Origin of the sequence: Actinomadura sp. CNU-125, assembly GCF_001942465.1 — a bacterium.
Classification (GTDB): Bacteria; Actinomycetota; Actinomycetes; order Streptosporangiales; family Streptosporangiaceae; genus Spirillospora.
The window spans coordinates 1-2188 of sequence record NZ_MKJY01000475.1 but is presented as its reverse complement, the minus strand read 5'-3'; the positions used below and the strand labels follow the sequence as shown (position 1 = coordinate 2188).

General features: G+C 77.7%; 3 protein-coding genes. 2 read left to right on the top strand and 1 reads right to left on the bottom strand.

The genetic code is table 11. The features are described 5' to 3' along the window. Positions 1 to 159 precede the first annotated feature (159 nt). Both BJF79_RS38035 and BJF79_RS38030 read left to right on the top strand, forming a co-directional pair. The gene (locus BJF79_RS38035; protein ID WP_075904641.1) at positions 160 to 960 is read left to right on the top strand and encodes a phytoene desaturase family protein; all 801 of its coding nucleotides are present in this window, start codon (positions 160 to 162) and stop codon (positions 958 to 960) included. A 178-nt stretch (positions 961 to 1138) separates the two neighbouring features. After that, positions 1139 to 1570: a CBS domain-containing protein gene (locus tag BJF79_RS38030; protein ID WP_075904639.1), complete on the top strand. Its 432-nt coding sequence runs from the start codon at positions 1139 to 1141 to the stop codon at positions 1568 to 1570. Positions 1571 to 1577: 7 nt separating this feature from the next. On the opposite strand, the gene BJF79_RS38025 is transcribed toward BJF79_RS38030, so the two are convergent. After that, a partial coding sequence (locus BJF79_RS38025; RefSeq protein WP_262403169.1) for an aminotransferase class I/II-fold pyridoxal phosphate-dependent enzyme occupies positions 1578 to 2188 on the bottom strand: 611 nt, incomplete at its 5' end.

The following is a 2188-nucleotide window of genomic DNA, read 5'->3' as shown; positions in this document are numbered from 1 at the left end:
CGCCGGAGGCCGCGGGCGGGGCCGCGTTCGGGTGGCTGCTGTCGATGGTCGGGCAGCGGTACGGCTGGCCGGTCCCCGCGGGCGGCGCCGGGGAGCTGACGGCGGCGCTGGTGCCGGCGGCTGGAGGCGGCGGGCGGACGGGTCCGCTGCGGCACCCCGGTGACGTCGGTGATCGTGCGGGACGGGCGGGCGCTCGGCGTCCGGACGGCGGACGGCGGGGCCGTCCGGGCCGTGCGGGCGGTGCTCGCGGACGTGTCGGCGCCCGCGCTGTACGGGGGGCTCGTCGGGTGGGAGCACCTCCCGGGGCGGCTGCGCGAGCAGATGCGGCGGTTCGACCTGGACCCCGCGACGTTCAAGGTCGACTGGGCGCTGACCGGCCCGATCCCGTGGGCGTCCCCGGGCGCCGCGCGGGCGGGCACCGTCCATCTCGCGCCGGACCTGGACGCCCTCACCCGATACAACGCCGACCTCGCCACCGGGCGGGTGCCCGCCGAGCCGTTCGCGCTGCTCGGCCAGATGACGACGGCCGACCCCGCCCGCTCCCCCGCCGGGACCGAGTCGGTGTGGGCGTACACGCACGTCCCGCACCGGGTGCGGGGCGACGCGGGCCCCGACGGCATCACCGGCGCGTGGGACGAGCGGGAGCGGGTCGCGTTCGCCGAGCGGCTGGAGGGGGCCGTCGAGCGGCTCGCGCCCGGCTTCCGGGACCGGATCGCCGCGCGCCGGATCGTCGCCCCGCCCGACTTCGCCGACCGCAACGCGAACCTGCCGGGCGGCGGCGCTGAACGGCGGGACGTCGCTGCCGCACCAGCAGCTCGTCTTCCGTCCCGTGCCGGGCCTCGGGCGCGCGGAGACGCCGGTCGCGGGGCTGTTCCTGGCGTCGGCGTCGGCGCATCGGGCGGCGGCGTGCACGGCGGGTGCGGGACGAACGCGGCCCGCGCGGCGCTCGCGCACGCGTAGCCCGCGGGACGGCTCGTCCTGACGCCCGCGCTGGGGGCGCTGCGCCGCGCCCTGACGGGCTGACGGCCGGGTCCGGGGCGCGCCGGCGCGGGACGATCGGCGGTCCGGCGGGGTTCCCATGGGCGCCGGAACATGCGACCTTTGCTGGACCGGAACCCAGGCACCGGAGCGTGAGCACATGCGGATTCGCGACATCCTGCGCAGGAAGGGCGGGACGGTGGTCACCGTGCCGCCCGACGACACCGTCCGGGAGTTGCTGGCCGTCCTGGCCGAGCACAACGTCGGTGCGGCGGTGGTGTCCGCCGACGGGGAGACCATCGCCGGCATCGCGTCCGAACGCGACGTGGTGCGGCGGCTGCACGAGCACGGCGCCGACCTCCTCGGCCGTCCCGTGTCCGACATCATGACCGCCGAGGTCCGCAGCTGCGCGCCCGGCGACCTGGTGGAGGACCTGCGGCGGACGATGACCGAGCACCGCTTCCGGCACATGCCGGTGGTCGAGGACGGGCGGCTCGCCGGGATCGTCAGCATCGGCGACGTGGTCAAGAGCGCCATCGACAAGCTGGAGAGCGAGCGCGAGCACCTCGTCGACTACATCCAGAACGCCTGACGCCCGGCTACACGTAGACGGGCAGCGGACGGGCGGCGGGCGCGCCCTGCACGCCCCGGTAGGCGGCGGCGAGCCGGTCGACGGCCGTGCGCAGCGCGTCCGGCGGCAGCACGTAGGGCAGGCGCACGTAGTCCTCCAGGACGCCGTCGGCCGCGAACACCGGGCCCGGCACGACCCGGACCGCGTACCGGCCGGCCGTCTCGGCGAGCTGCGTCGCCACCGGCGCGCCGAGCCGCGCCCACAGCGACATGCCGCCCTCCGGGAGCCGAAACTCCCAGTCCGGCAGCCGCTCCCGCAGCGCCGCGGCGAGCGCGTCCCGGCTCGCCCGCAGGTGCGCGGCCCGTTCGGCGCGGACCGTCTCCACCCGCTCCAGCAGCTCCCGCACGATCAGCTGGTCCAGCACGGGGCTGGCCATGTCGAACGGCTCGCGCGCCACGATCAGGCGGCGGACGAGCGGGGCGCCCGCCCGGATCCACCCGATCCGCAGCCCGCCCCACAGCAGCTTCGACGCGACCCGATGGTGATCACCCGGCCGCCCGGGTCGTGCGGCGCCGAGCGGCGGGACGCGCGGCGGCGGCGGGGTCGTGCGCGAGGTCGGCGAACGTCTCGTCGGCCGTC

What these genes read in the sequence shown, in the direction of transcription:
- BJF79_RS38030 (WP_075904639.1), top strand. Translation starts at nt 1,139, where the DNA reads ATGCGGATTCGCGACATCCTGCGCAGGAAGGGCGGGACGGTGGTCACC.